This window comes from Pseudomonas sp. B21-059, from assembly GCF_026016285.1.
Classification (GTDB): Bacteria; Pseudomonadota; Gammaproteobacteria; order Pseudomonadales; family Pseudomonadaceae; genus Aquipseudomonas; species Aquipseudomonas danubii.
Window position 1 is genome coordinate 4,419,287 of sequence record NZ_CP087201.1, and the last position, 24,719, is coordinate 4,444,005.

At 61.3% G+C, this 24,719-nt stretch carries 19 protein-coding genes; 10 read left to right on the forward strand and 9 right to left on the reverse strand.

Annotated features, from left to right (window positions below; translation table 11 throughout):
• Positions 1 to 9: 9 nt before the first annotated feature.
• From LOY69_RS19450 to LOY69_RS19470, 5 genes are all read right to left on the reverse strand, one after another.
• Positions 10 to 1,479, reverse strand: a complete 1,470-nt coding sequence (locus LOY69_RS19450; protein ID WP_170003881.1) for an efflux transporter outer membrane subunit — start codon at positions 1,477 to 1,479, stop codon at positions 10 to 12.
• Positions 1,476 to 1,949, reverse strand: coding sequence for a MarR family winged helix-turn-helix transcriptional regulator (locus LOY69_RS19455; RefSeq protein WP_102864704.1), 474 nt, complete (start codon positions 1,947 to 1,949; stop codon positions 1,476 to 1,478). The genes LOY69_RS19450 and LOY69_RS19455 overlap by 4 nt, the downstream gene beginning before the upstream one ends.
• A gap of 206 nt (positions 1,950 to 2,155) precedes the next feature.
• Positions 2,156 to 5,833, reverse strand: coding sequence for a translocation/assembly module TamB domain-containing protein (locus LOY69_RS19460; protein WP_265073450.1), 3,678 nt, complete (start codon positions 5,831 to 5,833; stop codon positions 2,156 to 2,158).
• Positions 5,830 to 7,557, reverse strand: coding sequence for an autotransporter assembly complex protein TamA (locus LOY69_RS19465; RefSeq protein ID WP_110652837.1), 1,728 nt, complete (start codon positions 7,555 to 7,557; stop codon positions 5,830 to 5,832). The genes LOY69_RS19460 and LOY69_RS19465 overlap by 4 nt, the downstream gene beginning before the upstream one ends.
• 65 nt (positions 7,558 to 7,622) lie before the next feature.
• The gene (locus tag LOY69_RS19470; protein ID WP_110596189.1) at positions 7,623 to 8,273 is read right to left on the reverse strand and encodes a GNAT family N-acetyltransferase; all 651 of its coding nucleotides are present in this window, start codon (positions 8,271 to 8,273) and stop codon (positions 7,623 to 7,625) included.
• Between the two features lie 175 nt (positions 8,274 to 8,448).
• Here LOY69_RS19470 and xthA point away from each other — a divergent pair, with 175 nt between their 5' ends.
• Positions 8,449 to 9,261 carry an exodeoxyribonuclease III gene (gene xthA, locus LOY69_RS19475; protein ID WP_102881798.1) on the forward strand — a complete coding sequence of 271 codons (813 nt, stop codon included), beginning with the start codon at positions 8,449 to 8,451 and terminating at the stop codon, positions 9,259 to 9,261.
• Positions 9,262 to 9,309: 48 nt separating this feature from the next.
• On the opposite strand, the gene LOY69_RS19480 is transcribed toward xthA, so the two are convergent.
• The gene (locus LOY69_RS19480; RefSeq protein ID WP_102881799.1) at positions 9,310 to 9,642 is read right to left on the reverse strand and encodes a YegP family protein; all 333 of its coding nucleotides are present in this window, start codon (positions 9,640 to 9,642) and stop codon (positions 9,310 to 9,312) included.
• A gap of 292 nt (positions 9,643 to 9,934) precedes the next feature.
• On the opposite strand from LOY69_RS19480, the gene LOY69_RS19485 reads away from it, so the two are divergent.
• Positions 9,935 to 11,317: a phosphate ABC transporter substrate-binding/OmpA family protein gene (locus tag LOY69_RS19485; RefSeq protein ID WP_265073451.1), complete on the forward strand. Its 1,383-nt coding sequence runs from the start codon at positions 9,935 to 9,937 to the stop codon at positions 11,315 to 11,317.
• A gap of 55 nt (positions 11,318 to 11,372) precedes the next feature.
• Here the strand turns inward: LOY69_RS19485 and LOY69_RS19490 are convergent, their stop codons facing one another.
• Positions 11,373 to 12,602: an acyl-CoA dehydrogenase gene (locus LOY69_RS19490; protein ID WP_102881801.1), complete on the reverse strand. Its 1,230-nt coding sequence runs from the start codon at positions 12,600 to 12,602 to the stop codon at positions 11,373 to 11,375.
• A gap of 180 nt (positions 12,603 to 12,782) precedes the next feature.
• Between LOY69_RS19490 and LOY69_RS19495 the strand changes: the two genes are divergently transcribed.
• The 3 genes from LOY69_RS19495 to LOY69_RS19505 all read left to right on the forward strand — a co-directional run bounded on the left by LOY69_RS19495 (position 12,783) and on the right by LOY69_RS19505 (position 15,209).
• Entirely contained in the window at positions 12,783 to 13,718 is a 936-nt protein-coding gene (locus LOY69_RS19495; protein WP_102864697.1) for a LysR family transcriptional regulator, read from the forward strand.
• 124 nt (positions 13,719 to 13,842) lie between these two features.
• Positions 13,843 to 14,247: a MerR family transcriptional regulator gene (locus LOY69_RS19500; RefSeq protein ID WP_102864696.1), complete on the forward strand. Its 405-nt coding sequence runs from the start codon at positions 13,843 to 13,845 to the stop codon at positions 14,245 to 14,247.
• Positions 14,248 to 14,309: 62 nt separating this feature from the next.
• Entirely contained in the window at positions 14,310 to 15,209 is a 900-nt protein-coding gene (locus LOY69_RS19505) for a hydroxymethylglutaryl-CoA lyase (protein WP_102881802.1), read from the forward strand.
• 621 nt (positions 15,210 to 15,830) lie between these two features.
• Here LOY69_RS19505 and LOY69_RS19510 read toward each other — a convergent pair.
• Positions 15,831 to 17,534, reverse strand: a complete 1,704-nt coding sequence (locus LOY69_RS19510) for an AMP-binding protein (protein ID WP_265073452.1) — start codon at positions 17,532 to 17,534, stop codon at positions 15,831 to 15,833.
• Between the two features lie 228 nt (positions 17,535 to 17,762).
• Here LOY69_RS19510 and LOY69_RS19515 point away from each other — a divergent pair, with 228 nt between their 5' ends.
• The 4 genes from LOY69_RS19515 (at position 17,763) to LOY69_RS19530 (ending at position 23,416) form a co-directional block, all read left to right on the forward strand.
• Positions 17,763 to 18,926: an isovaleryl-CoA dehydrogenase gene (locus LOY69_RS19515; protein WP_265073453.1), complete on the forward strand. Its 1,164-nt coding sequence runs from the start codon at positions 17,763 to 17,765 to the stop codon at positions 18,924 to 18,926.
• 106 nt (positions 18,927 to 19,032) lie between these two features.
• The gene (locus LOY69_RS19520) at positions 19,033 to 20,637 is read left to right on the forward strand and encodes a carboxyl transferase domain-containing protein (protein ID WP_123394616.1); all 1,605 of its coding nucleotides are present in this window, start codon (positions 19,033 to 19,035) and stop codon (positions 20,635 to 20,637) included.
• A 17-nt stretch (positions 20,638 to 20,654) separates the two neighbouring features.
• Positions 20,655 to 21,470 (forward strand): gamma-carboxygeranoyl-CoA hydratase, encoded by an 816-nt coding sequence (locus LOY69_RS19525; RefSeq protein ID WP_110596135.1) that lies wholly within the window; start codon positions 20,655 to 20,657, stop codon positions 21,468 to 21,470.
• Entirely contained in the window at positions 21,470 to 23,416 is a 1,947-nt protein-coding gene (locus LOY69_RS19530; RefSeq protein ID WP_102881806.1) for an acetyl/propionyl/methylcrotonyl-CoA carboxylase subunit alpha, read from the forward strand. The genes LOY69_RS19525 and LOY69_RS19530 overlap by 1 nt, the downstream gene beginning before the upstream one ends.
• Positions 23,417 to 23,470: 54 nt before the next feature.
• Here LOY69_RS19530 and LOY69_RS19535 read toward each other — a convergent pair whose 3' ends face one another.
• Positions 23,471 to 24,136: a LexA family protein gene (locus LOY69_RS19535; protein WP_102881807.1), complete on the reverse strand. Its 666-nt coding sequence runs from the start codon at positions 24,134 to 24,136 to the stop codon at positions 23,471 to 23,473.
• A 133-nt stretch (positions 24,137 to 24,269) separates the two neighbouring features.
• On the opposite strand from LOY69_RS19535, the gene LOY69_RS19540 reads away from it, so the two are divergent.
• The gene (locus LOY69_RS19540) at positions 24,270 to 24,617 is read left to right on the forward strand and encodes a DUF6124 family protein (RefSeq protein ID WP_102864688.1); all 348 of its coding nucleotides are present in this window, start codon (positions 24,270 to 24,272) and stop codon (positions 24,615 to 24,617) included.
• Positions 24,618 to 24,719 lie beyond the last annotated feature (102 nt).

Sequence of the window (24,719 nt, forward strand, 5' to 3'; positions counted from 1 at the left end):
TACCTCGAATTATTTAGTCTGAGGAGCTGGGGCTGGGTCGGCCGAAGCCAGGTTCTGGGCACCGAAGCCGCCCCCCAACGCCTGCATCAATTGAATCGACAGATCGATCTGCTGAGCATTCAGCGTGGCCAGCTGGCGCTGGGCCTGCAGCAGTTGCTGCTCAATACTCAGCACGTCCAGGTAGTTGCCGATCCCGGAGCCGAAACGCTGGACCACGGTGTTGTAAGAGTCCTGAGCGATGTCGGTGGCGTGCTGCTGAGCGACGATCTGCCGTCCGATTTCCCGCAGTTGGGAGATGCTGTCGCTGACATCCCCCAGGGCAGCCACCAGGGTCTTGTTGTATTGCGCGACTGCCAGGTCGTAGTCGGCATCCCGGGCGTCCAGGTCAGCCCGCAGCCGCCCGCCGTCGAAAATCGGCAGCGAGACAGTCGGCGCGATACTGAAGAAGCGACTGGCGGAACCGAACAGCGCATCCCCCAGCAACGCCTCGGTGCCCGCTCGCGCACTGAGGTTGAGGTTGGGGTAGAAACGGGTCTTGCTGGCATCGATGTTCTTGCTCGCCGCTTCCACCCGCCAGCGAGCCGCCACCAGATCAGGCCGGCGCCCCAGCAGTTCAGCAGGCAGCGTCGAAGGCAGGGCTACGGCGCTGGCTTGCAGGACCTTGGGTCGGGAGATGTCATCGGCCCGATCCGGACCCTTGCCGAGCAACACGGCCAAGGCGATCTTCGCGCTCTGCAATTGCTTCTCGGCGTCGATCAGGCTGGCCTGGGAGCTGGCCTCCAGACTTTCGGTCTGCTGGTACTGGTACTGACTGTCGATCCCGGAGTCCAGGCGACGGCGACTCAGGTCGAGCATCTGCCGGGTACGCTTGAGGTCCTCGTTCGCCAGGTCGTACACGATATGCGCACGCCCCAGGTCGCTGTAGGCACGCGCTACATCGGCGGCCAGGGTTAGACTCGCTGCCTGGCGGTCGACTTCAGCGGCTCGGGCCTGCCCCAGCGCTGCTTCCCAGGCCGCGCGCTGGCCCCCCCAGAGATCGAAGTTGTAATTGAAGCTGGCGCCAATGTTGCGCACCGTGGAATAAGCCCCGCCCTGCCCCAGCGGGTCCTGGTCACGGGCCAGGCGCGAGCGGCTGATACCGGCACTGGCATCCAGGGTCGGCATCCGCTCGGCATCCGCGGCATAGGCCGCAGCATTGGCCTGATGGGCACGGGCACTGGCGATCTGCATGTCCGGGCTGTCCCGCAGGGCTTCCTGGATCAGCCCGTCAAGCTGGGTATCGCCCAGGCTTTTCCACCAGTCACTTTGTGGCCAGGCTGCCGGCGACAAAGTCACACCGTTGAGAGACTGTCCCGCTGCGAGGCTTTTCGCCTCAAGGCTTACGCCGGAGGTATCCAGGCCGCTGTAATTGGCACAACCGGCCAGACTCATGGCCAACAGCACCAGGCTGAGGCGGGTACGCGAGGTTTTACTGCTCATTTTTCACCTAAACGCAGGATGGTGATCGGGTCACCGGCAGCCAGCAAAATTTTCTTGAGAATCTGCTCAAGGGTGCGCAACTCCTCGGGAGAGATGGCACCCGCCAATTGGTTCATTGCATTGGCACCGATGTAAGGCAGCCGATCAGCAAGCTTGCGACCTTCCTCGGTCAGCACCAGGCGCACCTGGCGCCGGTCGTCCTCCGAGCGTTGACGCGCCAGGAAGTCCTTCTGCTGCAGGCGGTCGAGCATGCGGGTCATCGAACCGCTGTCCAGGGACAGGTGGCGGCACAATTCGGCCGGGGTATCGACGCCGAACTGGGCCATGATGATCAGCACCTTGAACTGCGCGGCAGTGATGCCGTGGGGCTCCATGTGGGTGTCGATGATCCGGTCCTTGAGCAGGGCGGCACGCCCCAGCAGCAAGCCGAGATGGCAATTGTGAAAGTCGTCGGGTTTGAAATGCTTCATCTGACCACCAGTTAGCTGCCTAGGCAGAGAGTGTGTGTCGAGATATTACTGCCTAGGCAGCCAATGTCAACGCAGTGATTAGCTTGCTGTTTATTTGGTTGATCAACGGCGCAGCGCCGCCGGTTTGAAAACCGGCGGGCGCCTTGTTCGATCAGGGAGAGGTGGCGTGGACAAGAAGGGGGCCATGCCCCCTTTGGCGGCGAGCCTTAGAAGTCGCGCTTGTAGAAGATGTCCAGGGAGCTGGCAAAACCGCTGGCCGCTTCCAGGTAGACCTTCTTGCTCAGTTTGTAGCGCAAGGCAATGGTGCTGGCGGGTTCGAAGACCCCGACGCCATAACGCAGACTGAGTTTCTCGGAAATATTGCCGCTGGCCACCACGCTGGTGCTGTTGCCACTGCCTTGGGTGTCCAGCTGAAAGTCCTGGATGCCCAGGTTCTTGGCAATGCCGCCGGTAAGCTCGGCACTGCCCATCAACCCCAGGCCCAGGGCGGCCTGGGCCAGCATGTTGTTGTCTTCACCGGTGGAGCTCAGCGGCCGCCCCAGTACCAGGTAGGACAAGGCCTGTTCCTGACTCATGGCCGGTTCGGAGAAGATCTGCGTCGCCGGTTGCTCGGCGCTGCCACTGAGGCGGATGCCGGCAATCACGTCGTCGGTCTGGCGCACTGCCTCGATATCCAGGTACGGCTGGTCGATGGGGCCGGCAAACAGCAACCGTGCACGACGCACCGTCAGGCGCTGGCCATAGGCCCGGTAACGACCGTCGTTGAGCCACAGCTCGCCGCGGGTATCCATGTTGTCGCCAATGTGCACATGCCCCCGCAGGTTGGCGGTAAGGCCGAACCCGGCAAAGCTGAGCTTGTCCTGGCCCACTTCCACATCGATGTTCATCGCCATGGCCATGGGCTTCTTACCCTCGTCGGTCTGCTGGCCGACGATGACCGTGTCATCGGAAACCTTGACCGTCGAGGGCGGCAATTCGCGTACGGTGATCTGCCCCTTGGGGATCAGCACCTTGCCGTCGATTGCCAGCTTGTCGTCTTGCAGTGAGATCTTCAGGTCCGGAGCCATTTCCAGCGCGGCATAGGGCTCGACAGTGACGGGCAACTGCGTGCCCTTGAGGCTCAGGTCCACCGCCAAGGCTCGCCCCCAGGCGATATTGCCATTGAGGTTGCCCTGCCCGGCCTTGCCGCTTTTCCAGCCGCCGTTGAGTTGCACGCTCTCGCCCATGATCTGCGCGCTCAATTGCAAGTCTTCAAGGCTGATGGGCAGCTCGGAACCAGAGACCTCACCGCCACTGAGTTGCAGATTGCCGTTGACCTGAGGCGCCAACAGCCCGCCAGACAAGCGTCCACTGCCGTTCAGGTTGCCACTGAGTTTCTCCACCATGGGCACAAACGGCCGTGCCACGGACAGATCCAGACCACTGAGGCGGAACTCCCCGGACAACGGTTTGCTTTTGGGCAACGGATTGATCTGTGCCTGGACCATCAGTTCGCCCAACTTGCCGCCGTCGAACTGCAGCTGGGTATCGATGCGTCGCGGGTTGAGGCGGGTATCGAGCTTCAACGCCTGATAGGGGAAGTCCAGCCATTGGCCCTTGTCCTTGACCCGCAGGGTGCCACCACTGGCATCCAGCAGGATCTGGCCTTTGGGACCGCTGGCCGGCAGGTCCAACTGTACCTCGGCATTGAGCATGCCCTTCCAGGCGAAATCCTTGGGCAGCCATTGAGCCAGGCTGTCGATGGGGAAACGCTTGAGGTGATAACGCAGCTTCGGATCGGGCATCAATCGCTGGTCTTCGCCACACAAACTGGCATCGCCGCTGGTCCAGCAATGGGCGCCAAAGTTGAGGGTGCCATTGGCCAAACGCTCCAGCTTCGCCGGGTTCTGCAGTTTCCAGTCCTGGCCGCCGGTCTGTACATCGCCACTGGCCAGGCGCCCCCGCCAGTTGCCTTGATCCAGCGCGCCATCCAGCCCCAGGGCCAGTTTCAACAGTGGGCCTTGCAGGTCCAGTTGCAGTTTCTGTTTCTTGATATCGCCCTGGCCGGCCAGGGTCAGGGTGCCAAGCTGGGTGTCTCCGGCCTGAATTCCACTGCCCTTGAGATCCACCTGGGCCTGTTGTGCGCCGTCGAGAGTCGCCCCCAGTTTGAGGCTTTGCAGGCGGTTGTCGGCAAAGGCCAGTTGCTGCCCCGAGAGGTCCACCTTGCCCTGTGGCGCCTTGAGTGTGCCTGCCAGATCTACCCGGCCATTGAGTTGCCCGCGCAACTGCGGCCATAGCAGGCCCAGACGCGGCAGCTTGATGTCCAGCTGGCCGGCGATTTTCTGCTGCAGGCTACCGGAGCCATTGATGCGGTTGTCCCCCAGGCGGATATCCAGGGCACTCAGGTTCCACTGCTCCCCGGCTCCGTCGGCCTTGGCCAGCAGCACGGCCGGCTGCCCCCGCAGGCGCCCCTTGAGGTCGAGGTCGCCTGTGACCTTGAGCTGTTCGTTCTTCATTTCCCCCTGGCTGCGCAAGGGGCCGGCCAGGGTACCGGGCAACTCGGCCAGCCAATAGGCCGGGTTGATGGCCGACAGTTCCAGCGCCGTATCCCAGGCCACACCGTCGGCAAATTGCAGGTTCAGGTGCCCCTGGGCCTTGCCTTGTCCGGCCGTGAGCTGGAATTGCGGCAGGAAGATCTTGCTCAGGTCGCCGCTGAAGGGACTGCTCAAGCTGAAGGCGCCTGCCGGGCCATCCAGGTCACCCTTGAAATTGCCCAGGTAGTTGCCATCCCGGTAGGCCACTTCTGCATTGAAGCTGCGCAGCGCCACGGCCGGTTCTTCGATCAATGGGTAAAGGCGATGCCAGGGAAAATCCAGCCAGGCAAGCTTGGCCTCGGCCGAAAAGCCTTGGCTCCAATCAAGCTGACCGCTGAGATTGAGGCTCTGCTTGTCGTTGGCTCGCAGGTCCAGCGTGGCGATCTGCGCGCCCTTGGCGTCGACCTTGCCTTGCAACAGCAGAGCCACCGGCCCTTGCTCCGCCGGCAGACTGGCCTTGCCGTCGAGCTGATAGCCGTTTTTCAAGTCCCCCTTGCCGGTCAGTTCCAACTGATCCAGTTGCAGGGTGTCCGGCAAGTCGGCGCTGGCCTTGAAGCCACTGGCAATGATCCGCACTTGCGCCGGCAGGTTCTCCACCAGAGGTTGCAGCTCACCGCTCAACTGCCCTTGCAGATAGCCACTGCTGTCGGCCTTGAGTTTCAGGGTCTTGAGCAGATCGCCTTCGACCTGCATAGCCAGGGCCCAGGGACCACCGCCAGGAGCGGGCAAGCCGAGGGTGCCCTGAGCCGTCAGGGGCCAGTCGCCACTGGGTTGCAACAGGCCGGACAGGTCGAGGCTCAGGTCATCGCGCTGCAGGTGCACCGAGTCGATCTGCAAGCCCTGAGCGGTCCAGTGCGCCGCCAGTTGCAGCCCCTTGAGTTCTTCACTGCCGTTGAACAACAAGCGGCCGACCCGTACCTGTCCCAGCTCGATGGCCACGGGCAGACGCAGTTCCGGCAGGCTGATGGGCCCTGTGCTTTCTTCGGTATCGTTGCTGGGAGCGAACTGCAGGCTGACCTGATCGGCCTCCAACTGCTCAATGCACAGGGTCATGCGCAACAGGCAGGCAGGAGACCAGGCAAATTTCACCGAATCGAGCTCGACCCGACTGCCGTCCTGCTGCCAGAGCAGATGGTCTGTGCTCCATTGGCCACCCAGATGGCCCTGGAAATTGTCCAGGGTCAGCCCCGGCACCAGGCCCAGGGCCCAGCGGCTGCCGGCCTGGGTCCCCAGCACCGTGGTCAAGGCCAGAAGGGTCAGGATCACCAGCGCAAGAATCGCCAGCAGCGTAATCTTCAAGGTGCGCTTCAAAGCTCTGGCCCCATGGAAAAGTGCAAGCGAATCCCACCGTCGTCATTCATCGCGTGGGCCAGGTCGACCCGGATCGGACCTACCGGCGACACCCAGCGCAGCCCCACACCGACCCCGGTCTTGAGGTTCGGTAGCTCCAGTTTGTTGAACGAGTTGCCCTGATCGACAAAGGTCGCGATCCGCCATTTCTCGGCAATGGAGTACTGATACTCGACACTGCCAGCCACCATGTAACGCCCGCCGATGCGATCCCCTTCGGAGTTCTTCGGGGACAGGGTCTGGTAGTCGTAGCCACGCACGCTCTGGTCGCCACCGGCGAAGAAGCGCAAGGACGGCGGAATGGACTTGTAACCGTTGGTGGCGCTGCCTCCAAACTGCACACGCCCCAGAAAGCGGTGATTGTCCCAGGCCGTGGTCAGGCCTTTGAGCAGGACCGTTCCGTACAACAGGTTGGTGTCGGAGCCCACGCCTTCCTTGGCCAGCTTGGTATCGAATTGAATGCGATAACCATTGTGCGGATCGATACGATTGTCGCTACGCAGGTAGGAATAGGTCAGGCCAGGCATCAGCAGATTACTCAGGCCCGAGTCGTCCCCAAGGCGATACTCCTCACGTTGATACTTCAGCGAGACCACGCGCTGCCATCCGCTGGGCAACTTGCTGTGCCACTCGGGGCCCACTGTGAGCAGCTTACTCAGGGTATCGGTGCCGGAGATTTCTTCATTCTGATAACCACCGGCGAAGCGCAGCTTGTCGGTCAGGGGCGGGTCCAGGGGAATGTCATACCACAGGCCGACGTTCTGCCGGGGCGCCGAGACTTCGGCCTCCCAGCCATAACTGTGACCCTGTGGATTGACCCAGTGCCGGGTCCAGTTGGCCTTGACCCGGGGGCCGACGTCGGTGGAGTAGCCCAGGCCAAGCCCCATGGTCCGGGGCTTGCGGGTTTCCAGCAGGACCGCCACTGGAATCACCTCGTGCTCGGCAGCCGTGGGCGCGGCATCGACCCGCACACCCTCGAAATAGCCGCTGGACTGTAGCGCCTGGTTGAGTTCGGCAATCAGCTCGGAGTCGTAGGGGGCGCCGCTCTTGAAGGGCACCATGCGCCGCAACAGGTCTTCGTCGAACAAAGAATCCCCGGTGAAGCTGACCTTGCCCAGGGCATAACGCGGACCGCTGTCATACACCAGTTCGATGTCCGCCACCCCGGCCAGAGGGTCTACCGACAATTGCTGGCGGGTAAAACGCCCGCTGAAAAAACCGTAGCGCGAGGCCTGGTTTTGGATCAGGCGCTTGGCATCTTCGTAACGGCCATGATTGAGCACAGCGCCAGGCTTGAGCTGGTCACTGTCAGGGGTGCGGAAGGACTTGAGGGACGCTGCCGGGCCTTCGACCCGGATCGTCACGTTGCGCAGATGCACCGGCTCGCCGGGGTCGATACGCAACAACAGGCGGGGTTTCTCGCCGCCGCGCACTTCGCTTTCGATACGGGGCTGGTAGTAGCCCAATGCCTGGGCGGCTTTCTTCGCCTGCTCCTCGGCGCCCCGGCTGAATCGCAGCAGGGCTTCTTCATCGCGATCACCGACACCGCCAATGTAACCTTCCACATTGGCTTTCAGCTCGTCATTGGCGGGCTTTACCCTGACATCCAATTCGCTCTGCGCCAGCGCCGCACAGCTTGTGAACAACAGCAAAAAGCCGCTGGTAAATCTTCCTGGAAACTTCATAGGCGCGGATGCTATCACGAGCTTGGGGGGGCGATAGAGCGCTCAAGTGCTGGGAAAGTTCTATATCAGGCTGTTGCTCTTTGTAAGAGTTGCGGGTTCGGATGAAAGAATACGTGCTCGCGGACCGGCCCTACCGCGATCTCTCCAATCTCTTCATAACCCTGGCGTTTATAGAACTCCAGATAGCGCGGATTACCCGTATCCAGCACCACGCCCTGGGAATGCTCATCCACAGCACACCAATTGTGCACCGCCTCCAGCAGCTGTTCGCCGAAATGCTGCCCCTGGAATTGCGGGTGCACGCCTAGCAACGGCAACACATGGACCGCATCGCCGGGCAGGCAGGCCTGCACCGCCTCGTGGTACTCCAGATAGCGCCGCGTGCAACGAAACCCGGTACTCAGCACCATGCGCAGCCGCCAGGCCCAGCTTTCGGTAATGCCCAGGCGGCGTTGCGGTGGGGCGATCAGGGCAATGCCGATCAAGCGATCGTTGACCAGTAGGCCGATGGCCGGCAGGTCTTGCAGAAAATGCTGTTTCACCAGCTCACGCACCGTGGCCCGCACCCGCTGTTCATAACCGGCACGCTCGGATTCGAAAATGAAACCGAAGGTCGGCTCATGGCGATAGGCCTGGTACAGCAGCGACCGCGCTTCACGGGAATAGCCGCTGTCGAGCATATGGATATCGGCGATGGCGTTGGCGGTATCAGGCATGTCGGTCACTCTCCCCTGGGCCCGGCTCGAATGGCCGCGCTCTTGTTATTACGAACCTGGCGCGGCGCTGATCGTTCCCACGCTCAAGGACATTAGCAGCGCATTCGCGGGGCTGCCATGCTGGTCGACCCGGGCGTAGTCAGCTAGCATCGCTGTTTTGCCAGGACCGCCGACCATGAAGATCGTCTCGTTCAATATCAACGGGCTGCGCGCCCGCCCCCATCAGCTGGCGGCGCTGATCGACAAACACCAGCCGGACGTGATCGGCCTGCAGGAAACCAAGGTCGCCGACGAGCAGTTTCCCCTCGCCGACGTCCAGGCCCTGGGCTACCACGTGCACTACCACGGCCAGAAGGGCCATTACGGTGTCGCCCTGCTCTCGCGCCAGGCACCACTGGCCGTGCATAAAGGTTTCGAGGGCGATGACGAAGACGCCCAGCGGCGTTTTATCTGGGGTACTTTCGCCGATGCCAACGGCACGCCGGTGACCATCATGAACGGCTACTTCCCCCAAGGTGAAAGCCGCGACCATCCCACCAAGTTCCCGGCCAAGGAACGCTTCTACAGCGACCTGCAGCACCTGCTGGAAAATCGCTTTAGCAACGACCAGCCCCTGGTGGTCATGGGTGACGTGAATATTTCCCCGGAAGACTGCGACATCGGCATCGGCGCCGAAAATGCCAAGCGCTGGCTCAAGACCGGCAAATGCAGCTTCCTGCCGGAAGAGCGTGAGTGGATGGCACGCTTGAAGAACTGGGGCCTAGTAGACAGCTTCCGTCACCTGAACCCCGAGGTGAACGATCGCTTCAGCTGGTTCGACTACCGCAGTCGCGGCTTCGAGGACGAACCCAAGCGTGGCCTGCGCATCGATCTGATCATGGCATCCCAGGGGCTGCTGCCCCGGGTCAAGGACGCCGGCGTCGACTATGAACTGCGGGGCATGGAAAAGCCCTCTGACCATGCGCCGATCTGGCTCGAGTTGAGCTGATTCACAGGCACAAAAAAGCCCATCGCAAGATGGGCTTTTTACTACCGCTTACATGTGGACCACTTCAACCCGTTCAGTGGTGCCGGCTGCTGCGATGGCGTTGATGGCGCTCTCGAGAGTGGGCTCCGAATCGTACAAATGGCTGACCAGAATCACTTCCTTGCCGGCCTTGAGCTTGAAATAAGGTTTACCGCCCGATGAAATTTTCTTGACGTAGCGCTCAGGAGAAGCGCAGTGTGCGCGGAACAGGCCGAGAGCCGCCTCGGCACTGTCCCGGCAAGGGAATCGGTCGCTTTGAAGCATGGTCTGCGCCTCCTTTGTCTTCAGCAAGAATCTGCATGCACCACTGCCATACTGCTTCAGCTCGAACCAGGCACTCATTTGTAACTCCTTTGCTTACTACGAAATAGCAGCACAACACTGCCGGGGCATCTGCGGGGGGATGACGCGTTGGCAGTCGCCCCAATCCCCGCCAGACAAAGTTGCCAACTCTACGCAGCCTCCGAAGACTGGTCTTTAGGACAAGTCTCAAAAAATCTAGAGAAAACAGATATTTACGATGTAGGACTTTCGCCATTTATCGCCAGAAAGTGCTACCCGTCACATACCTGTCACCTCCCTGACTTAATCTCGCCAGCACTCTCCTCTTTCTCAATAGAAGGCCAGTGCCGCCATGCCCCGCGCTTCCACCGTCAGTGAACGAGATATCTGGTGCCGGACCATCAGCCTGTTTCTGATCGGCTTTGTTTGCTATGCCCTGCCTTGGTCGGTGTTTGCCGCCTTGCCCCTGGCGCCCGACAATGCCGCCGTGCTGCGTATCCAGGGCTCCAACACCATTGGCGCCCAGCTTGGCCCGGCGCTGGTCAAGGGCTTGCTTGAACAACAGGGTCTGCACAACGTCAGGATTGAGGGCGGTGGCAAGGACAATGAGAAACGCGTTCTAGGACAGAGCGCCCAAGGTCGGACAGTCAGAGTGGACGTTGCCGCCCACGGTTCGAGCACCGGCTTTAGCGCACTGAAAAACGCCCAGGCCGATATTGCGGCCGCCTCCCGACCGATCAAGGACAGCGAACTGGTGGAGCTGGAAAGCCTGGGGGACCTGAAAAGCCCTGGCGCCGAACAGGTCATCGCCATCGACGGGCTGGCAATCATCCTTCATCCGCGCAATCCGCTGAGCCAGCTAAGCACCGAGCAACTGGCCCGCCTGTTCAGTGGCGAGATCAAGACCTGGGAAGAGCTGGGAAGCACGGGCGGGCCGGTCCACCTGTATGCCCGGGATGATCAGTCCGGCACCTACGACACCTTCAAGGAGCTGGTCCTCAGCCGTCGCGGCAAGGCGTTGAACCCGGCGGCCAAGCGTTTCGAATCCAGCGAACAGCTGTCGGACGCGGTGAGCCGGGACCCTCAAGGCATCGGCTTCATCGGCCTGCCCTACGTACGCCAGGCCAAGGCCGTGGCGATTATCGACGGTGACTCCCAACCCATGCCGCCCCTCAACAGTCTGATCGCCACTGAGGACTACCCACTGTCGCGGCGTCTGTACCTGTACTTGCCGCCCAATGGGCAGAACCCCTGGGCGGACGCCCTGGTGAGTTTTTCCCAGAGCGCCAAAGGCCAGGCCATCGTCGCCGCCAACGGCTTTGTCGCCCAGACCGTGCAAGCCATGCGGGTAACGCCCAGCCCACAGATGCCCAAGACCTACCAGCAACTGAGCCGGGACGCGCAACGCCTGAGCGTGAACTTTCGCTTCGAGGAAGGCAGCGCCAATCTGGACAACAAGGCACGCCAGGACCTGAATCGCGTCCTGGATTACCTGCGCCAACACGGCAAGATGAACCGGCACGTCACTCTGGCCGGATTCGGGGATGCCAAGAGCGACCCGGCACGCGCTGCACTGCTGTCCAAGCTGCGGGCCATGACAGTGCGCAGGGAACTGGTAAAAAGCGGCGTGGTGTTTCGCGAGATCCGCGGTTTCGGCGCTGAGCTGCCAGTGGCGGCCAACAACGCCGACGAGGGCCGGATCAAGAACCGGCGCGTAGAAGTCTGGGTGTACTGAATACACAGCAACCGGCCTGCCACAGGCGTCGCCCGGCAGGCCGGCTGCATGATCATCAATGGCTGCTGCGCAGCATTTCCTTCGGCACATACTTGCCGATTTCGTACTTGCCAATGGCCGCGCGGTGTACTTCATCCGGGCCATCGGCCAGGCGCAAGGTGCGCTGCATGGCGTACATGTAGGCCAATGGGAAGTCATTGGATACCCCGGCCCCACCGTGAATCTGGATCGCCCGGTCGATCACCCGCAGGGCCACATTCGGCGCCACCACCTTGATCTGGGCAATCTCGCTCTTGGCCACTTTGTTACCCACGGTGTCCATCATGTAGGCCGCCTTGAGGGTCAGCAGCCGAGCCATGTCGATCTCCATCCGCGAGTCGGCGATCTTGTCGATATTGCCCCCCAGGCGAGCCAGCGGTTTGCCGAACGCAGTGCGATTCACCGCACGCTTGCACATCAATTCCAGCGCCCGCTCGGCCATGCCAATGGAACGCATGCAGTGGTGAATGCGGCCCGGGCCGAGGCGGCCCTGGGCAATCTCGAAGCCACGCCCCTCTCCCAGCAGCACGTTCTCATAAGGTACGCGGACGTTGTCGAACAACACTTCGGCGTGACCATGCGGCGCATCGTCGTAGCCAAACACCGGCAGTGGACGGACGATCTTCACCCCGGGGGTATCCACCGGCACCAGGATCATCGAGTGCTGCTGATGACGCGGCGCATCCGGATTGCTCAGGCCCATGAAGATCAGAATCTTGCAACGCGGATCACAGGCGCCCGAGGTCCACCACTTCTTGCCGTTGATGACCCACTGATCGCCGTCGCGCACCGCGCGGGCCGCCATGTTGGTGGCGTCGGAGGAAGCCACATCCGGCTCGGTCATGGCGAACGCGGAGCGGATCTCGCCACGCAGCAGCGGCTCCAGCCAGCGCTGCTTCTGTTCTTCGCTGGCATAACGCACCAGCACTTCCATGTTGCCGGTATCCGGCGCCGAGCAGTTGAACGGCTCGGGACCCAGCAGCGATCGGCCCATGATCTCCGCCAGTGGCGCATATTCAAGGTTGGTCAGGCCGGCCCCCAGTTCCGACTCAGGCAGAAACAAATTCCACAGACCTTCAGCCTTGGCCTTGAGTTTGAGCTCTTCCATGATGGCGGTCGGCTGCCAACGATCACCTTCGGCAACCTGACGCTCGAAGACCGCTTCAGCCGGATAAACATAGGCATCCATGAACGCGGTGACGCGCTCACGCAGCTCTTGAACCTTGGGGGAATAGGCGAATTCCATGGGCAGTTCTACCTTTTTGAAGAACGGGTGTTGGGGGACTGAAATCGATGCTAGATCAGCTACGAAAATTTACCTAGCCTATTCTCGGCGTGTATTAACATTCATCACCGATATATGATCGGCTGATCCGAAAGGCCTCCGAGCCTCCCTCACAGGCCCTAACAATAAGAGTGCAGCGCCATGAATCTGAGCAAGGTCGACCTCAACCTCTTCATCGTTTTCGACGCGATCTACACCGAAGCCAACCTGACCCGCGCCGGGCAGATCGTCGGCATCACCCAACCGGCGGTGTCCAACGCGCTGGCGCGTCTGCGCGAGACCTTCAATGATCCGCTGTTCGTCAGGACCGCCCAGGGCATGGTGCCCACCCCCATGGCACAGAACATCATCGGCCCGGTGCGCAATGCATTGTCACTGCTGCGGGTTTCAGTCCAGGAAAGTCGGATTTTCAACCCTCTGCAAGCGGTCAAGACCTACCGCATCAGCATGACCGACCTGACCGAGGCAGTGATCCTGCCCCCCCTGTTCCAACGCCTGCGTCGCCTGGCACCGGCGGTGATCATCGAGAGTTTCCTCTCCAAGCGCCGGGAGACCACCAAGGAACTGGCAGCCGGGCGCCTGGACTTTGCCGTGGACGCCCCCCTCAACACCGACCCCCAGGTGCGCCACGTCAAGCTCATGGAAGACCGTTACGTGTGCGCCATGCGCAAGGGGCACCCCCTGGCCGGCAAGGAAAAGTTCACCCTGGACGACTACCTGTCCCTGACCCACATCCATATTTCCAGCCGTCGCAGCGGCCTGGGCCATGTCGACCTGGCGCTGGGCAAGATGGGCATCCAGCGCAAGATCACCCTGCGCTCCCAGCACTACCTGATGGCTTCACAAGTGTTGCAACAAACCGACATGGTCATGACCGTCCCGGAACGTTTTGCCCGACGCCATGACCTGCAGGCCTTCAATCTGCCGGTCAATGATGTACCACCGGTGGAAACCCACCTCTATTGGCACGAAAGCACCGACCAGGACCCGGCTAACCGTTGGATGCGCGAACAGATGATCGAGTTGTGCCAACAGGTGACCGCCCACGAAAAGAAACTCGACCAGCAGACAGCCTGACCCCTTCGCCGGCAAGCCCTCACTGGAGGAGCCGGCTTGCCGGCGAACGGGATCGACGCGGATTGCTTGACGTATACGTAAACCTGCCTTTAGCTTAGCGCCAAGTCCCACCTTGAGCGCCTCCATGAGCAGCCAGACCTACAGCATCTCCGACCTCGCCCGCGAGCTCGACATCACCACCCGGGCCATACGCTTCTATGAAGAGCAGGGCCTGCTGGCCCCTGAGCGTCGCGGCCAGGAACGCATCTACTCCCCCCGAGACAAAGTCAGCCTGAAGCTGATCCTGCGGGGCAAGCGCATCGGCTTTTCCCTGGCCGAATGCCGTGAACTCATCGAGCTCTACGACCCCAGCAGCGGCAACCTGAAGCAGTTGCACAGCATGCTGGCGAAAATCGGCGAACGGCGAGAGCAGCTCGAACAGCAGTTGCTCGACATCGAACAGATGAAGCTGGAACTGGACACCGCCGAAGAGCGCTGTACCCAGGCGCTGGAACAAACCATCCAGAACCAGAAAAGCACCGCACAATAATCCTTGGGACACCTGCGCCGCTCGCGCCGGCATCCGCCCTCCCTCATAGAAGGTGAACCTGAATGTCACTCCCCAGCCATGTACGCCTGATCGAAGTGGGCCCCCGCGACGGTCTGCAGAACGAAGCCCAGCCCATCAGCGTCGAGGACAAGGTGCAATTGGTCGATGCCCTGACGGCGGCAGGCCTGGGCTATATAGAAGTCGGCAGTTTCGTCTCGCCCAAGTGGGTACCGCAGATGGCCGGTTCGGCCGAGGTCTTCGCCCGCATCCAGCGCAAGCCGGGGGTGGTCTACGGCGCGCTGGCGCCGAACCTGCGGGGCTTCGAAGACGCCCTGGCGGCGGGAGTCAAGGAAGTCGCGGTATTCGCCGCCGCATCGGAGTCCTTCTCCCAGCGCAACATCAACTGTTCCATCAGCGAAAGCCTGCAGCGCTTCGTGCCGATCATGGAGGCCGCCAAGCAGCATGGCGTCAGCGTGCGTGGGTATGTGTCCTGTGTGCTGGGCTGCCCTTACGAAGGTGAGGTAGCCCCGGAGCAAGTGGCCCTGGTGGCCCGTGAGCTGTACGCCATGGGCTGCTACGAAGTGTCCTTGGGCGACACCATCGGCACCGGCACCGCCGGCGCCACCCGCAGAATGTTCGAAGTGGTGGGCGCCCAGGTGCCACGGGAGAAGCTCGCCGGCCACTTTCACGACACTTATGGCCAAGCCCTGGCCAACGTCTACGCCAGTCTGCTGGAGGGCATCGCGGTGTTCGACAGTTCGATCGCCGGCCTCGGCGGCTGCCCCTATGCCAAGGGCGCTAGCGGTAACGTTGCTACCGAGGATGTGCTGTACCTGCTCAACGGCCTGGGCATACACAGCGGTATCGACATGGATCGCCTGATCGATGCTGGCCGGCAGATCTGCGCGGTGCTGGGCCGCCCCAGCGGTTCTCGTGTGGCCAAGGCACGTAGCGCCGGGTGAGCCAATGTGCGGCCGGGTGTTACCGGCCGCTCTAAACGGTGGCGGGAACGAGTAACACGGAAACAGTTTGTCGATTTTATTGCGATGCAGATTGTCCTACAAAAACATCAAGATGTTGATTTTAAAGGACTTTAAAAAGTTGGCACGGCTCCTGCTATCTCTATGGCATAACAAGAATAAAAAGCAGCAAACCTAATAAAAATAAGACGTAACGACTCTGACATAACAAAAACAACACGGCAGAGACGCAGCTAACAGATTTTTTTGGAGAGGATGTGATGTGCAGGAGGGCTTGCAAGAGCCACCCGCAACCGGTCAGAGAACAATAAAACTACCCTGAGGTAGCTCCCGAACTGGTTGGATCGCCCTGGCGACACGTTAGATCAGCGCTCAAAAAAATACGTTTGCTCTTGATCCCGGATGGGGATCGCCAAAAACAGCGGTAAAGGGCCACGGTTGCCAAAAACAACAATAGACCGCCCCTCAATAATAAAAAAAGAGCACGCAACGACAAATTAAAGGGGAGCTTCGGCTCCCCTTTGTGCTTTCTGCGATTTAGCTTTTGCCTGCCCTTCTCGCCCATAAAGCGTGCACCCGTCCAGATGCACGCTCCAACCATGCTCACACCCTGCTCACCTGCTCGCGCAACTCCTCGATGCTGATTTCGCGCATGCGGAATTTCTGGATCTTGCCGGTTACCGTCATCGGAAACTCCTCGACGAACTTGAAGTAACGCGGCGTCTTGAAGTGGGCGATGCGCTCCTTGCACCAGGCCTGCAGCTCGACTTCATTGGCGCAATGCCCGGGATGAAACTTGATCCAGGCGACGATTTCCTCACCGTACCTGGCGCAGGGAATGCCGATCACCTGTACATCGGCCACGGCAGGATGGGTGAAGAAAAACTCTTCCAGCTCCCGCGGGTAAATGTTCTCGCCACCGCGGATGATCATGTCCTTGTTGCGCCCGGCAATGCACACATAACCCTGCTCGTTCATGGTGGCCAGGTCGCCGGTGTGCATCCAGCCTGCCTGATCGATGGACTCGCTGGTGCCCTGGGGGTTGTTCCAGTAACCGAGCATGACGCTGTAACCCCGGGTGCAGAGTTCACCGATGGTGCCCCGGGGCACCAGATTGCCGGCCTCGTCGATGATCTTGCTCTCCAGGTGCGGCTGGGTACGGCCCACGGTGGTGACCCGCAACTCCAGATCATCGGCAGGACCGGTCTGCAACGACACCGGACTGGTCTCCGTCATGCCGTAGGCGATCTGCACCTCGCTCATGTGCATCTCGCTGATGACCCGGCGCATCACCTCGATCGGACAAGTGGCACCGGCCATGATCCCGGTACGCAGGCTCGACAGGTCGAACTCACCACGCCTGGGCTGGTCGAGCATGGCGATGAACATGGTGGGTACCCCATACAGGCCGGTAGCCCGCTCCTCGGCCACGGTACTGAGGGTCAGCAACGGGTCGAAGGCATCGTTGGGGTAGATCATGGTGGTGCCGTGGGTGATACAGCCCAGGTTGCCCATGACCATGCCGAAGCAGTGATACAGCGGCACCGGGATCACCAGCCGATCTGCCGCGGTGAGGCCCAGGCTCTCCCCCACCATGTAACCGTTATTGAGGATGTTGTAGTGACTCAGGGTCGCACCCTTGGGGAAACCGGTGGTGCCGGAGGTGTACTGGATATTCACCGGCTGATCGAAATCCAGGCTGTCCTGGCGCGCCTGCAATTGCTCGGCGGTGGCTCCAGCAGCCAGGGCCGTCAGTTGCGACCAGGGCAGAAAGCCGGAGGGCGGCTGGGCATCCAGGCTGATCACTCCACGCAACTCCGGCAGGCGCTCACAGTGCAATTGACCGATGGATTGCTCCGCCAATTCGGGGATCAGCCCCTGCAGCATGCCGTGGTAGTCAGAGGTCTTGAAGGCTCCGGCGCAGATCAGCCACTGGCAGCCGGACTGCTTGAGCACATATTCCAGCTCGGAACTGCGATAGGCCGGGTTGATGTTCACCAGGATCGCGCCGATCTTGGCACTGGCAAATTGGGCGATGCACCACTGGGCGCAGTTGGGGGCCCAGATCCCCAGTCGATCCCCCGTATTCAGCCCCAAGGCCAGCAGCGCCCTGGCATGCAGGTCGACTGCCTCGCGCAGTTGCTGCCAGCTGTAGCGCAACTGCTGATGACGCACCACCAGGGCTTCCCCCTGGGGATAGGCAGCGACGGTGTTGTCGAAGGCCTGACCGATGGTCAGCGCCAGCAATGGCTTGTCTTGCGTACCACGGGTGTAACTGCGATCCGGCTGGAAACCCGAGTGTTCCATGACGACCCCTATTGTCTTTATTAGTGGGTGTTCAGGAGCCTGGCCGATGGTGCGAAAAAGCCTGGCTCCAATCGAAAGCCCTGCTACTCTGGCGCAAGTTGACGTTTACGTAAAGGGCGATTGACAGCCTTCGGTCGCAGGTTTACGTTAACGTAAAGGTGAGAGCTAGACAGCGCCGCTCTCTGCAGCCCATTCCCTCAATAAAAACAAGTTTGAAGGTGCCCCGCCATGAGTTACCCGACCCTGAACTTCGCCCTCGGTGAAACCATTGACATGCTGCGCCAACAGGTCCAGGCCTTCGTCAAGGCGGAACTGGCTCCTCGGGCGGCACAGATCGATGTCGACAACCTGTTCCCCGCCGACATGTGGCGCAAGTTCGGCGACATGGGTCTCTTGGGCATTACCGTAGCGGAAGAATACGGCGGCGCCGGGCTGGGTTACCTGGCCCACGTGGTGGCCATGGAAGAGATCAGCCGCGGCTCCGCCTCGGTGGCACTGTCCTACGGTGCCCACTCCAACCTCTGCGTGAACCAGATCAACCGCAACGGCAACCATGAGCAAAAGAGCAAATACCTGCCCAAGCTGATCAGCGGCGAACACATTGGCGCCCTGGCCATGAGCGAACCCAACGCCGGCTCCGACGTGGTGTCGATGAAGCTGCGCGCCGACAAGCGCGGTGACCACTTCGTCCTCAACGGCAGCAAGACCTGGATCACCAACGGCCCCGACGCCAACACCTACGTGATCTACGCCAAGACCGACCTGGAAAAGGGCTCTCACGGCATCACCGCCTTCATCGTCGAGCGTGACTGGAAAGGCTTCAGCCGCAGCAACAAGTTCGACAAGCTGGGCATGCGCGGCTCCAACACTTGCGAGCTGTTCTTCGATGACGTGGAAGTGCCGGAGGAAAACATCCTCGGCGTGCTCAACGGCGGGGTCAAAGTGCTGATGAGCGGCCTGGACTACGAGCGCGTGGTGCTCTCCGGCGGCCCGACCGGGATCATGCAGGCCTGCATGGACCTGGTGGTGCCCTACATCCACGACCGCAAGCAGTTCGGTCAGAGCATCGGCGAGTTCCAGTTGATCCAGGGCAAGATCGCCGACATGTACACCCAGCTCAACGCCAGCCGCGCCTACCTGTATGCCGTGGCCCAGGCCTGTGAGCGTGGCGAAACCACCCGCAAGGACGCCGCCGGGGTGATTCTCTACAGCGCCGAGCGCGCGACCCAGATGGCCCTGGATGCGATCCAGATTCTGGGGGGCAACGGCTACATCAACGAATTCCCTGCGGGCCGCCTGCTGCGTGACGCCAAGCTCTACGAAATCGGCGCCGGCACCAGCGAAATCCGCCGCATGCTGATCGGTCGCGAACTGTTCAACGAAACCAAGTAAGAGCAGCCGCAAGTTGCGAGCTACGCGCGGCAAGCCACAACTGCCGTAACACCGACTTACTCTTGCAGCTTGAAGCTTATGGCTTCGAGCTGCGCTGGGAGCACCGATGATTCTGAAGTCTCAGCTCAACCCGAAATCACCCGAATTCGCGCAGAACGCTGCCAGCATGCTGGCCCAGGTCGACGCCTTGCACACCCTGCTCGCCCAAGTCCAGCAAGGCGGCGGCGCCAAGGCCCAGGAGCGCCACACATCCCGGGGCAAACTGCTGCCTCGGGAACGCATCAACCGCCTGCTCGATCCTGGCTCGCCGTTTCTCGAAGTCAGCCCCCTGGCCGCCTACGAGGTCTATGGCGAAGACGTGCCCGCCGCCGGCGTGATTGCCGGCATCGGCCGGGTAGAAGGTATCGAATGCATGATCGTGGCCAACGACGCCACGGTGAAAGGCGGCTCCTACTACCCGCTGACGGTAAAAAAGCACCTGCGGGCCCAGACCATCGCCCAACAGAACCGCCTGCCCTGCATCTACCTGGTGGACTCCGGCGGCGCCAACCTGCCGCGCCAGGACGAAGTATTCCCGGACCGCGAGCACTTCGGCCGGATCTTCTTCAACCAGGCCAACATGAGCGCCCAGGGCATCCCGCAGATCGCCGTGGTCATGGGCTCCTGCACCGCCGGCGGCGCCTATGTGCCGGCCATGGCCGACGAAGCCATCATGGTCCGTGAACAGGCCACCATTTTCCTCGCCGGCCCGCCCCTGGTAAAAGCCGCCACCGGCGAGGTGGTGAGTGCCGAAGAGTTGGGCGGCGCCGACGTGCACTGCAAGATTTCCGGGGTTGCCGACCACTACGCCGACAGCGATGAACACGCCCTGGCCCTGGCCCGGCGCAGCGTGGCCAACCTCAACTGGCACAAGCAGGGCCAGTTGCAGCAACGCACCCCGATCGCTCCGCTGTATGCCCGTGAAGAGCTTTACGGCGTAGTGCCGGCCGATCCCAAGCAGCCCTTCGATGTACGCGAAGTCATCAGCAGGCTGGTGGACGGCTCGTTGTTCGATGAATTCAAGGCCCTGTTCGGCACCACCCTGGTCTGCGGTTTCGCTCACCTGCATGGCTACCCTGTCGCCATCCTCGCCAACAACGGCATCCTCTTCGCCGAAGCCGCGCAAAAAGGCGCGCACTTCATCGAACTGGCCTGCCAGCGCGGGATTCCCCTGCTGTTCCTGCAGAACATCACCGGCTTCATGGTGGGCCAGAAATACGAGGCTGGCGGCATCGCCAAGCACGGCGCCAAACTGGTCACTGCGGTGGCCTGCGCCAAGGTGCCGAAATTTACCGTGATCATCGGCGGCAGCTTCGGTGCCGGTAACTACGGCATGTGCGGTCGCGCCTACGATCCACGCTTTCTGTGGATGTGGCCCAACGCGCGGATTGGCGTGATGGGTGCCGAACAGGCGGCCGGGGTGCTGGTCCAGGTCAAGCGCGAGCAGGCGGAACGCGGCGGACACCCTTTCGACGCCGCCCAGGAAGCCGAGATCAAACAGCCGATCCTCGATCAATACGAGCACCAGGGGCACCCTTACTACTCCAGCGCCCGGCTGTGGGACGACGGCGTCATCGACCCGGCACAGACCCGTGACGTCCTGGCCCTGGCCCTGTCTGCGGCCCTTAATGCCCCCATCGAACAGAGCCGCTTCGGCGTGTTCCGCATGTAATCCTGCGCGAGAAGAACATGAGCGACTTCAATACCCTGGAACTGCTGCGTGACCCTCGTGGCTTCGCCACCCTGTGGCTCAGCCGCGAAACCAAGAACAACGCCTTCAACGCCGAGATGATCCGCGAGCTGATCCTGGCCCTGGATCAGGTGCAGGGCGACCCGAGCCTGCGCTTCTTGCTGCTGCGCGGACGCGGCAAGCACTTCAGTGCCGGCGCCGACCTGGCCTGGATGCAGCAGTCCGCCGAACTCGACTACCAGACCAACCTCGACGATGCCCGGGAACTGGCGGAGTTGATGTACAACCTGGCCAAGCTGAAGATCCCGACCCTGGCCGTGGTGCAAGGCGCAGCATTTGGTGGCGCCCTGGGCCTGATCAGTTGCTGCGACATGGCAATCGGTACCGACGATGCGCAGTTCTGCTTGTCGGAAGTCCGCATTGGCCTGGCGCCAGCGGTCATCAGTCCCTTTGTGGTCCAGGCCATTGGCGAGCGCGCCGCCCGACGTTATGCCCTCACCGCCGAGCGCTTTGGCGGCCAACGGGCACGGGAAATCGGCTTGCTGGCGGAGAGTTACCCGGCTGCCGAGCTGGAACAGCAAGTCACCCAATGGATCGACAATCTGCTGCTCAACAGCCCCCAAGCCATGCGTGCCAGCAAGGACCTGCTGCGAGAAGTGGGCAATGGCGCCCTCACCACAGCCCTGCGTCGCTACTGCGAAAATGCCATCGCGCGGATTCGGGTCAGCGCCGAAGGCCAGGAAGGCCTGCGGGCCTTCCTGGAAAAACGCCCGCCCAGTTGGCAGTCCGAGACCACGACCAAGGAGTCCCGCTGATGAGCGCCCCTGTTCTAGACACTTTACTGGTGGCCAACCGTGGCGAGATCGCCTGCCGCGTGATGCGCACCGCCAAGGCCTTGGGCCTGACCACCGTGGCCGTGCACAGCGCAACCGACCGCGATGCCCGGCACAGCCGCGAGGCAGATATCCGCGTTGACCTGGGGGGCAGCAAGGCCGCCGACAGTTACTTGCAGATCGACAAGCTGATCGCTGCGGCCAAGGCCAGCGGCGCCCAGGCCATCCACCCCGGTTACGGATTTCTCTCGGAAAACGCCGGTTTTGCCCGAGCCATCGAAGCGGCGGGCCTGATCTTTCTCGGCCCGCCCGCCTCGGCCATTGACGCCATGGGCAGCAAGTCGGCGGCCAAGGCACTGATGGAAACCGCTGGCGTACCTCTGGTGCCGGGTTATCACGGCGAAGCCCAGGACCTGGAAACCTTCCGCAGTGCCGCCGAGCGCATCGGTTACCCGGTGCTGCTCAAGGCCACCGCTGGCGGCGGCGGCAAGGGCATGAAAGTGGTCGAGGACGTCAGCCAGTTGGCCGAAGCCCTGGCCTCGGCCCAACGTGAAGCCCAATCGTCCTTTGGCGATTCGCGGATGCTGGTGGAAAAGTACCTGCTCAAGCCCCGCCACGTGGAGATCCAGGTGTTCGCCGACCAACACGGCAACTGCCTGTACCTCAACGAGCGCGACTGCTCGATCCAGCGGCGTCACCAGAAAGTGGTCGAAGAAGCCCCCGCTCCCGGCCTCAGCCCCGAGTTGCGCAAGGCCATGGGCGAAGCCGCCGTGCGCGCGGCCCAGGCCATCGGCTACGTCGGCGCCGGCACCGTGGAATTTCTCCTGGATGCTCGCGGCGAATTCTTCTTCATGGAAATGAATACCCGGCTGCAGGTGGAACACCCGGTTACCGAAGCCATTACCGGCCTCGATCTGGTGGCCTGGCAAATACGCGTGGCCCAGGGTGAAGCCCTGCCCATCAGCCAGGAACAGGTCCCGCTGCTGGGGCACGCCATTGAAGTGCGCTTGTATGCCGAAGATCCGGGCAACGACTTCCTTCCCGCGACCGGGCGCCTGGAGTTGTATCGCGAATCCGCCGCTGGCCCGGGCCGTCGGGTAGACAGCGGGGTCGAGGAAGGCGATAGCGTGTCGCCCTTCTACGATCCGATGCTGGGCAAGCTGATCGCCTGGGGCGAAAACCGCGAGCAGGCTCGTCTGCGCCTGTTAAGCATGCTGGACGAGTTCGCCATCGGTGGCCTGAAAACCAACCTGGCGTTCCTGCGGCGCATCATTGCCCATCCAGCGTTCGCCGAGGCGCAACTGGATACCGGATTTATCCCACGCTATCAGGAACAATTACTGCCAGCGCCCAGCGAACTCGGCGCGGACTTCTGGCAAGCGGCCGCACAGGCGTTTACACAAAGCCAGCCGGAACGGGTGCGTAGCGACGACCTGCAGTCCCCATGGTCGGCAGTCAATGGCTGGCGCAGCGCGTTACCGGCCCAGACCAGCCTGCACCTGAGCTGTGCCGGACAGGATCAGGCCATCAGCCTGGGCGCTCGCTCGCCAGCCTTCCAGTTGCAAGGTGAACACCTATGGGTAGAGCAACAGGGGTTGCGTCGTGAACATCGCGCCATTCGCCGTGGTGACACTCTGTACCTGCACTGGCAGGGCGAGATGCACAGCGTCACGGCTTACGATCCGATTGCTGCAGCCGATGCCAGTCACAGCCACCAGGGCGGACTTACTGCGCCCATGAACGGCAGCATCGTGCGGGTGCTGGTCAGCGCCGGACAAAGCGTCGAAGCCGGTGCGCAACTGGTGGTGCTGGAGGCGATGAAGATGGAACACAGCATCCGCGCGCCCCAGGCAGGCGTCATCAAGGCACTGTATTGCCAGGAAGGCGAAATGGTTAGTGAAGGCAGTGCGTTGGTAGAGTTGGAGTAAACCCACTAATAAGAAAGCCCCTTCCTAGCTGTAGGAAGGGGCCTTTCAAGCAAGTTAAAACTTCGCAGTAGCTTGTACGACTACACCAATAACCCGGCACTCGTCGCTGTAGAGCATCTTCGGATAGGTGGGATTGAGGGGAACCAGATAATGCTGACTGCCCTCTTTCACCCACTTACGAAAGATCGCCTCGGCATTACCGGGACACTGTACGACCACCAACTTCCCAGGTTCGGCGGTAATAGCCGGGTCCACCAGAATCAGCATGTCCTGACTGATGCTCAAGCCGCTGGGCGCAATCATTGCGTCACCGACTACCACCAGCCAGAACGCCGCGCCTTGAGCCTGATAATCGGAAAGCTCATAGCGCTCCGGTACATAGGCTGACTTGCCATCTTCACGAACTTCCCCAGCAGCTCGCCAATCGCTCACCGGATAACGGAAATACGGATTGTACTTGTGCAACAGTGAAGGCTCGTTCACCAGGGGTTCGCCATCGTCACCGAGCATGGGTTTCTCGCGGACCACCAGGGCAACTTCCAGAAAGCCCATGCCGATCTCTTCAAGCACCCGATTCATGTCTTCGATCTTTGGCTGACGGCGTTTGCTCAACCAATGACCGATACCACCTTGAGACATGCCCAGACGCTCGGCGAGTTTTTCCTGTGTGACCTTGCGGCCTTTCATGTTGGCTTTGACCAACTCGATCCATTTGTCCATGGACTGAACAATACGTTGTGTATTTCCCGCCTCAACACACAACTTGTAGTATTTGAAATCTCGTCACAATTACAATACGTATTAATCTAGTTCATACCCCTCTTTCCTTTTCTCAAACAGGACGGAACACTTTATGAACGCAAGCAGCAAGGACGTGCCGGAGCTCGATACAGAGACCACATTGAATTCACTCAAGGGCAGCCACGCAGCACGACGGGCGATGGACTACTACTTGAAGCCCGCGCTAACCGGATCGGACAAGGAAGAGAAGTTTTTCGAGGTCAGGCGCAACCTCAGCAGCGAGGAAGCCATGATCCATGCATCCGATCTGCTGCGCTGTGCAGCAGCCACCGCCTATGACGCGGCCGACAATCTGCGGGGGGCCAAGCGTGACCTGGCTTTTTCCGTGGTGCACATGATCGACCTGGCCAAAGCCCTGGTGGACAAGTCCCTGGAAAGTCAGCGCTTTGAGTCCAGCTGAGGCGCCGGCAAGGAATAAACAGCGGAAACAGGAGAAATGGAAAAATATTTTCCGAAGGGCAGGGAAAAACATTTGACTTGCAAATGATAATGATTATTATTG

Excerpts from the sequence above, each read along its gene's own strand:
- LOY69_RS19450 (WP_170003881.1), bottom strand. The coding sequence starts at position 1,479 with ATGAGCAGTAAAACCTCGCGTACCCGCCTCAGCCTGGTGCTGTTGGCC.
- LOY69_RS19485 (WP_265073451.1), top strand. The coding sequence starts at position 9,935 with ATGCCCCGCGCTTCCACCGTCAGTGAACGAGATATCTGGTGCCGGACC.
- LOY69_RS19505 (WP_102881802.1), top strand. The coding sequence starts at position 14,310 with ATGTCACTCCCCAGCCATGTACGCCTGATCGAAGTGGGCCCCCGCGAC.
- LOY69_RS19520 (WP_123394616.1), top strand. The coding sequence starts at position 19,033 with ATGATTCTGAAGTCTCAGCTCAACCCGAAATCACCCGAATTCGCGCAG.
- LOY69_RS19490 (WP_102881801.1), bottom strand. The coding sequence starts at position 12,602 with ATGGAATTCGCCTATTCCCCCAAGGTTCAAGAGCTGCGTGAGCGCGTC.
- LOY69_RS19515 (WP_265073453.1), top strand. The coding sequence starts at position 17,763 with ATGAGTTACCCGACCCTGAACTTCGCCCTCGGTGAAACCATTGACATG.
- LOY69_RS19455 (WP_102864704.1), bottom strand. The coding sequence starts at position 1,949 with ATGAAGCATTTCAAACCCGACGACTTTCACAATTGCCATCTCGGCTTG.
- LOY69_RS19470 (WP_110596189.1), bottom strand. The coding sequence starts at position 8,273 with ATGCCTGATACCGCCAACGCCATCGCCGATATCCATATGCTCGACAGC.
- LOY69_RS19510 (WP_265073452.1), bottom strand. The coding sequence starts at position 17,534 with ATGGAACACTCGGGTTTCCAGCCGGATCGCAGTTACACCCGTGGTACG.
- LOY69_RS19500 (WP_102864696.1), top strand. The coding sequence starts at position 13,843 with ATGAGCAGCCAGACCTACAGCATCTCCGACCTCGCCCGCGAGCTCGAC.
- LOY69_RS19525 (WP_110596135.1), top strand. The coding sequence starts at position 20,655 with ATGAGCGACTTCAATACCCTGGAACTGCTGCGTGACCCTCGTGGCTTC.
- LOY69_RS19480 (WP_102881799.1), bottom strand. The coding sequence starts at position 9,642 with ATGAGTGCCTGGTTCGAGCTGAAGCAGTATGGCAGTGGTGCATGCAGA.
- LOY69_RS19535 (WP_102881807.1), bottom strand. The coding sequence starts at position 24,136 with ATGGACAAATGGATCGAGTTGGTCAAAGCCAACATGAAAGGCCGCAAG.
- LOY69_RS19465 (WP_110652837.1), bottom strand. The coding sequence starts at position 7,557 with ATGAAGTTTCCAGGAAGATTTACCAGCGGCTTTTTGCTGTTGTTCACA.
- LOY69_RS19495 (WP_102864697.1), top strand. The coding sequence starts at position 12,783 with ATGAATCTGAGCAAGGTCGACCTCAACCTCTTCATCGTTTTCGACGCG.
- xthA (WP_102881798.1), top strand. The coding sequence starts at position 8,449 with ATGAAGATCGTCTCGTTCAATATCAACGGGCTGCGCGCCCGCCCCCAT.
- LOY69_RS19530 (WP_102881806.1), top strand. The coding sequence starts at position 21,470 with ATGAGCGCCCCTGTTCTAGACACTTTACTGGTGGCCAACCGTGGCGAG.
- LOY69_RS19540 (WP_102864688.1), top strand. The coding sequence starts at position 24,270 with ATGAACGCAAGCAGCAAGGACGTGCCGGAGCTCGATACAGAGACCACA.